Origin of the sequence: Methylobacterium sp. WL7 (genome assembly GCF_008040085.1) — a bacterium.
Classification (GTDB): domain Bacteria; phylum Pseudomonadota; class Alphaproteobacteria; order Rhizobiales; family Beijerinckiaceae; genus Methylobacterium; species Methylobacterium mesophilicum.
The window spans coordinates 1-6,594 of sequence record NZ_VRVG01000196.1 but is presented as its reverse complement, the minus strand read 5'-3'; the positions used below and the strand labels follow the sequence as shown (position 1 = coordinate 6,594).

Below are 6,594 nucleotides of genomic sequence, written 5' to 3'. Positions count from 1 at the left end.
CTGCTCGAACCGATCGGGAATATCCCGCCCGCCGAGGCCGAAGCGCGCTACTATGCCCAGGCCGAGGTCCAAGCCTTGGCGGCCTGACCCAAACCAAATGGCCTCCGGGAAACCCGGTGCGGTTCAGTGATCGACCGCCAGGGCGTGCGGTCGCGAACGATGGCGTTGAGCGTCACCAGGAGCTTTCGCATCACGGCGACGAGGGCGACCTTCTTCGGCCGACCTCGCTGGGTCAGCTGCTCGTAGAAGGACCGAAAAGGAGAGCCTCGCCGGATCGCGGTCAGAGCGGCCATGTAGAGCACGCCCCGCACCGAGGTTCGTCCACCCGCGATGGATCTTCGACCTCGCATCAGACCGGAGTCGCGGTTGATGGGAGCGATGCCGACGAGCGCCGCAATTTGGTGGCGCCCGATGGTGCCGAGCTCGGGCAACTGGGCCAGAAGCGTGCGTGCGGTCACGTCACCGATCCCGGGCACGGACTTGAGCAGCGCCTCGGTCTCGCACCAGACCGGAGAGGCCTTGATGGCTTGTCCAATGTCGCTGTCGAGTTCTGCGAGTTCTTTCTCCAGGAAGCCGATGTGTCGGTCGAGCCGCCGGGTCAGCTGCTTGTCCACGGCTTGATCGCGACGGTTGGTCTCCATGCAGATCATCCCGATGATCTGCCGCCGCCGGCTCACGAACTCGGCGAAGTGCCGTCTCTCCGGCTCCGGCAAGGGCCTGGCCGGTGGTCTGATGCGTTCGGCGAAGAGGGCAATGACCTCGGCGTCGAGCGTGTCGGTCTTCGCCAACCGGCCCATCGCTCTGGCGAAGTCGCGGATCTGACGCGGGTTGACGATACAAAGCGGCAGCCCGACAGCGGCCAGTGCTGCAGCGACGCTCGCCTCGAGGCCACCGGTAGCCTCCAGGACGATGAGGGCCACAGGTAAGCCACTGAGCCGACGCGCGAGAGTATCCAGCTCTTTGGTGTTACGCGGGACATGGAATGCCTCGTCCGACGGTCTGAGGTGAACGTCGAGACGATCCTTCGACACGTCGATGCCGACGAAGATGGTGGGTTGTTCGTCCATGACCCTACCTTGCAAATGCGGGCTCTGGCCCGAGCGGCTGTCCGGGTTCGGGACTGTGGCGGTGAGGGCCGCACCTTGCTCTGTCGCGGGCTTAGAAAACCCTAGGCAAACACGGGCTGACCCTCACCTTGTAGCCTCACTGGCTTCACTCCAGCGGGCAACTCAAAGATACAAGGCAGTCCGTCGCGCGATCCAGCTACGTGAAGAGAGCGTAAGGTCGCTGGCCAAGCGCTACGGCGTCAGTCCGACGACGGTGCAGAAGTGGCGTAAACGGACGAGCACAGCGGATGCCCGGATGGGGCCCAAGGAACCGCGCTCCACCGTGCTCACCGTTGAGGAGGAAGCGATCATTGTCGCTTTCCGCCGGCACACCCTGCTGCCGCTTGACGACTGCCTTTACGGCTTGCAGCCGACGATCCCGCACCTGACGCGATCCTCGCTGCATCGCTGCCTGGAACGGCATGGCATCAGCCGACTACCCGAGATCGACGGCAACAAACCCAAGAAGCAGCGCTTTGCGACCTACGCCATCGGCTATGTGCACGTCGACATCGCTGAGGTGAGCACGGCCGAAGGTAAGCTCAGGCTGTTCGTAGCCATTGATCGAACCAGCAAGTTTGCCTTCGTTCGGCTCGTGGAGAGCGCCGGCAAGATGGAGGCGGCGCAGTTCCTGCGCGATTTCATCGAGGCGGTGCCTTACCGCATCCACACCGTGCTCACAGACAACGGCGTTCAGTTCACATCACGCCGACAGGACATCTACGATAGCCAGCACATCTTCGACCGCGTCTGCAACGAGCACGACATCGAGCATCGGCTTACCAAGGTGAACCATCCTTGGACCAACGGACAGGTCGAGCGGATGAACCGCACGATCAAGGAGGCGACGGTCAAGCGCTACCACTACGACAGCCACGACCAGCTTCGAACGCATCTGCACCTGTTCGTCGATGCCTACAATCATGCTCGCAGGCTCAAGACCCTGCGGGGCCTGACACCAACTGAGTTCATCTTGAACGCCTGGACGAAAGAACCCAATCGCTTCAGGATCGACCCGTCACACCTCATCCCGGGACCATACACCTAGCCAATGTGAGAGACTTCGAGCACGCGGCACATGAGACGCACGGGCCAATTGCTCGCATGCTGCTCGTTGAAAGCGAGCGTCACTGAGCATTTCCGGAAACATGCGGACCTTTTTTTCTAGGACGGCAAAGCCACTATTGGGCTTGGCGTTTGAGGGCGGTGAGGTAGGCATCAGGATCGCGTCGGAAGCGGGTTCGTGCGACGCGGGCTTGTCGCCTGTGGTCGAGGGATCGGCGCAGGTCTTGCAACCGTGCGCGATCGACCCGGCAGAGATCGCGTCGAGACAGGACCTGCGCCCGTGTGCCGATGCCGGCCACGAGCCGGACCGCCCCGCGCAGCACCGCTCCGAGCGAGGCCGTCTTGCGTCCGGTGGCGCGGCGCTCGTGGTAGCCTTGCGAGCCGAACCGTTGCTCCAGGGCATTGTTGGTGCGGGGCAGACCGGGGACGTCGGCGGCATGGAACAGCCCAGGCCGATAACTCCGCGCAACCTTGCGGAAGTGGTCGAGGGCCGCGCCGAGATCGACGACGCGTCGACGGTGGCGCTGCCTCGCGGCGAGCAGGCCGTCAAAGCGCCGCCGGACCTTGGCGCTTTTCTCGGCGGCGGGATTGGCCAGCAGGCGGGCGGCGGCTTGCACGAAGACGAAGCCTGGGCGTACCACCGGCCAGAGCGCGGCGGTGCCGGCGAGCGCCCGTCCGATCAGGAGCGCGAGCCGCGCGAGCGGGCGCGAGGCCCCCCTATTGAGCGCACTCGTTCCGGGCTGCCGGCAACCTTCTCAAATCGCCCCTTCAACCGTAGCCCAGCCGCATCGAGCGGTGCGCGCCCGTCGTCGGTGATCGCGCTGCGAACGGCGCCGGCATAGCCGCGCACCAGATCCGCCTCGGCGTCGCGGCGTCCTTCCTGTCAAACAGCGTTGAACATTGGTTCTTCCGCACTTTCGGTGCTGAGCGGTGGTTTGGACGTTGATTCGCATGTTGGCCCGAGGGCAGTGCGATGTTGATCTCGAACCCGTCGTTGCCGTCGGTCCCGGACGGCCTGCACGTCGATGGTCTGACGCTGGACACCTCCGGGTTGCTGATCACCGCCCGAACCACGGCAGCCCAAGCCTGCTGTCGGGTCTGCGGGCGGGCGTCAGTGCGGGTGCACAGCAGGTATTGGCGGACGTTCGACGACCTGCCCTGGCAGGACCGGTCAGTGACGTGGCGGGTGCAGGTTCGCCGCTTCCGCTGCGGCCATTGCCCGGGGCGGATCTTTGCCGAACGCGTGCCAGGGTTGGGTACGCGCAAGGCGCGCCGCAGCGACCGGTTGGCCGCGGCGCAGACCGACATCGGCATGGTGCCGGGTGGTGAGGCTGGCGCAAGGTTGTCGCGGCGGCTGGCCATGCCTGTCAGCGGCGACACCGTCCTGCGCCTGATCCGTCGTCGCGGGACCGTACCGTCTCCGCCGCCGCGGGTCATCGGCATCGACGATTGGGCGTGGCGGCGCGGCCGGTCCTACGGCACCATCGTGTGCGACTTGGAGCGGCGGCGCGTCATCGATCTGTTGCCCGGCCGCCCGTCGGCACCGGTGCGGGAGTGGCTCACCGCCCATCCAAGCGTGACCGTCGTCAGCCGTGACCGTTCGGGACCCTACGCCGAGGCCGCGCGCACGGGAGCACCGACGGCGACGCAGGTCGCGGATCGCTGGCACCTGCTCGTCAACGCTTCCGAGGCCCTGCGCGGCGTCGTCGAGCGGCACCAGTCCGAGATCCGAGACGTGGCGCACCGCGCCGTGCACGACCCCGCCGGCTCCCCTGATCTGGCGAAGACGAAGACAGCGCCAACGAACGTGAGCAGCTGGCGACGCGACCGCTGCGAGGCGGCCCTGTGCCTCCACGGCGAAGGTCTGCCGACCAAAGAGATCGCTCGCCGTCTCGGCGCATCCCGCAACGCCGTGCGCCGCTGGGTGCGGGCGGGCCGGTTCATGTCCTACCGCCGCGCACCGAGTTCGAGCCTGCTCGATCGCTATCTCCCCTTCGTCGAGGCACGCTGGCGGGAGGGCCAGCACAGCGCCACCGTCCTCCACCGCGAGTTGCACGCGCAGGGCTTCATTGGCAGCTACGACATCGTCCGGCGCTGGGCCTCACGACGGAGGCAGGATGCGCCTGCGAGATCACCGTCCGCCCGGGTCCCCTCGACGCGCCGCATCACCCGTTGGCTCACCGCCGACCCGACCTCGCTGTCTCGGGAGGATCTCGCCTTCACCGAAGCGCTCTGCAGCGCCGCGCCGAAGCTGAAGCAGGCCGCCAAGGATATACGCGCCTTCGCCGAGCTCCTGCGCCAGAACGATTCCACCGGACTGACGCCCTGGCTGGAAGCTGCAGCCGCGACCGATCTCGGCGGCTTCGTCACCGGGCTCCGGCAGGACGAGCCAGCCGTGCGCGCCGCTATCGTCGAGCCCTGGAGCAACGGCCCCGTCGAGGGGCAGGTCAACCGCCTCAAGCTGATCAAGCGGAGCATGTACGGTCGCGCCGGTTTCGATCTCCTGCGCAAACGCGTCCTGCATCCTGCATGAGCCGGGATCGGCAAAGCTTGATCGGATGCCAAACCTTCAGCACCGAAAGTGCGGAAGAACCTGAACATTGACCCTGGATCGGCGTCGAACTTTGGGTCTGGCGCAATCTCGATGCAGGGGGGCTCATGGTGTACCGATCAGCCGAGCTTCGAGCAGGTCGAGTTTGGCGCGGCCGAACATCTGTCGCTTCACGAGCTTCAGGCGGGTAATCTGCCCTTCGGTCTGGCCGTTCGACCATGGTTGCGTGAGAGCTGCAGCGACAGCCGCCTTGTCCTTGAGCAGGCCGCCGGCGAAGGACGCCAGAAGGCTGCGGGCCGCAGCCTCGATCCAGGTATCGAGATCGGATCGACGCCGTTCGCGGATCATGGTTTGGAAGCGCGACAACAGGGCCCTTGCCTCGTCGAGCCTCGGCACCTCCCCCTCGATCGTCGCCACAAGGACGGCTTCGGCCTTCGTCAGGCTGTCCCGCCCCGTCGTCGTCAGCCGGGAGAGGATCCGCGCTGACGGCACCCTGCTGGGCGCGCCCTCCGGCGCCCGCTCACTGCGTCGCCTCCGCGTCGCCCATTCCCCGACCACCCGCAAGCTGCCGGTGAACCCGTTCGCGCGAAGCCGACGCCAGAGTTCAGCCCCGTTGCGACAGCCGGCCGCCCATTCGGCATCGAGCCGGGGCAGATGGGCATCCAGGCTGCTCTGGCGGGCGCGGAAGACGTCGCCGGTCAGACCGCGAAGCACGTCGCGCACGAGCTTGCGACTGTGCCCGGTCGTCCGGGCAATCTTCTTGATCGGCATGCCCTGTCGCGACAGAGCCAGGATCGCCTCGCCCGTCGCCTCCCTCCGAAGATAGCCGTCGTACTGCAGGCGCTCGGCGCAGGTCAGACGTTCGGGATCGACCGTCGCGGCTCCCACCGCGATGCGGATGGCGGCCATCGACTTGCGCACGGCGTCGAGGAAGGCAGCGCTGGCATTCTCCATCAGATGCCAGCGATCGGCGACTTGAAGGGCATGGGGTAGAGCCCGCGCTGTCGCTTCCCCATACCCACCGCCGCGGTCACGGGCGACGATGGTGATCTCGGGGTGAGCGGCGAGCCATGTCTCGACCGTGCTACTCTCTCGATCCGGTAGCAGGGCGATGACACGTCGCCGTTCCAGGTCGCAGACCAGCGTGCCGTAGCGCTGTCCCCGACGGAAGGCCCAGTCGTCGATGCCGATCACGCTCGGACGCTCCACCGGACGGACGGCACGGCGGCGCACGGTTCGGAGCATCGTATCCCGACTGGCAGGGACCATAAGACGACGCGCGAAGCAGGCAGCGGGCCTGCCGCCGAGGGCAAGGCCCAGATGACGCACGATGCAGTCGAGCCGGGCCGTACGCCGGGCGTAGGTAGCGGCGAGATCCGGCCCGAGCCGCTCGGCGAAGATCCTGGTCCGGCAGTCTATCCCGACGCAGCGTAAGCGGCGGACGCCGACATCGATGACGACGGGTCTCCCGGCGACAGGCAGATCGGACAGGGTACGCGTGTAGCGGCTATGGATTCGAGACGAAGGCCGATCGCAGCTTGGACACCGGGCCAGGGTGGCGACAGGTCGGGCGGTGATGGTCAGGCCAGAGCCGATCTCGACATGATCGATGACGAGTCCGCGCGGAATTACCGAGTTGGGATGCAGGCTGCGAGGCATGGCAGGATCTCCGACGACCGAAGCCGAGATCCATCAACTCCCCTGCACCGAAAGTGAGTCAGACCCAAAGTTGCACGCCGAAACACACGCAGCATCGACGGTTGGCCGTGCACTGCCCGACCTGCGGGGTGCGGGTCGTCGCGCCGGTGCCGGAGGCGGCGCGGGGCACGCCGTTCGGCCCACGGCTGCATGCGGTGGCGACGTATCTCAAGA

4 protein-coding genes and 1 pseudogene are annotated in these 6,594 nt (G+C 66.6%); 2 read left to right on the top strand and 3 right to left on the bottom strand.

Translation table 11 applies throughout. The features are described 5' to 3' along the window. Window positions 1-131: 131 nt before the first annotated feature. Window positions 132-1,067, bottom strand: a pseudogene (locus tag FV233_RS27505) (IS110 family transposase); the annotation flags it as partial. Window positions 1,068-1,206: 139 nt separating this feature from the next. On the opposite strand from FV233_RS27505, the gene FV233_RS27500 reads away from it, so the two are divergent. After that, window positions 1,207-2,154 carry an IS481 family transposase gene (locus FV233_RS27500; protein ID WP_147899421.1) on the top strand — a complete coding sequence of 316 codons (948 nt, stop codon included), beginning with the start codon at window positions 1,207-1,209 and terminating at the stop codon, window positions 2,152-2,154. 133 nt (window positions 2,155-2,287) lie between these two features. Here the strand turns inward: FV233_RS27500 and FV233_RS30695 are convergent, their stop codons facing one another. After that, a complete protein-coding gene (locus tag FV233_RS30695) occupies window positions 2,288-2,788 on the bottom strand; it encodes a hypothetical protein (protein WP_187278248.1) in 501 nt (166 codons plus the stop codon). Between the two features lie 377 nt (window positions 2,789-3,165). Between FV233_RS30695 and FV233_RS27495 the strand changes: the two genes are divergently transcribed. Beyond that, window positions 3,166-4,704 (top strand): ISL3 family transposase, encoded by a 1,539-nt coding sequence (locus tag FV233_RS27495; protein WP_147899420.1) that lies wholly within the window; start codon window positions 3,166-3,168, stop codon window positions 4,702-4,704. Between the two features lie 123 nt (window positions 4,705-4,827). Here the strand turns inward: FV233_RS27495 and FV233_RS27490 are convergent, their stop codons facing one another. Then, window positions 4,828-6,381, bottom strand: coding sequence for an ISL3 family transposase (locus FV233_RS27490; RefSeq protein WP_147899419.1), 1,554 nt, complete (start codon window positions 6,379-6,381; stop codon window positions 4,828-4,830). Window positions 6,382-6,594: the final 213 nt, after the last annotated feature.

Bases quoted from the DNA above. Each gene is read 5' to 3' on its own strand.
- FV233_RS27490 (WP_147899419.1), bottom strand. From the start codon at position 6,381: ATGCCTCGCAGCCTGCATCCCAACTCGGTAATTCCGCGCGGACTCGTC.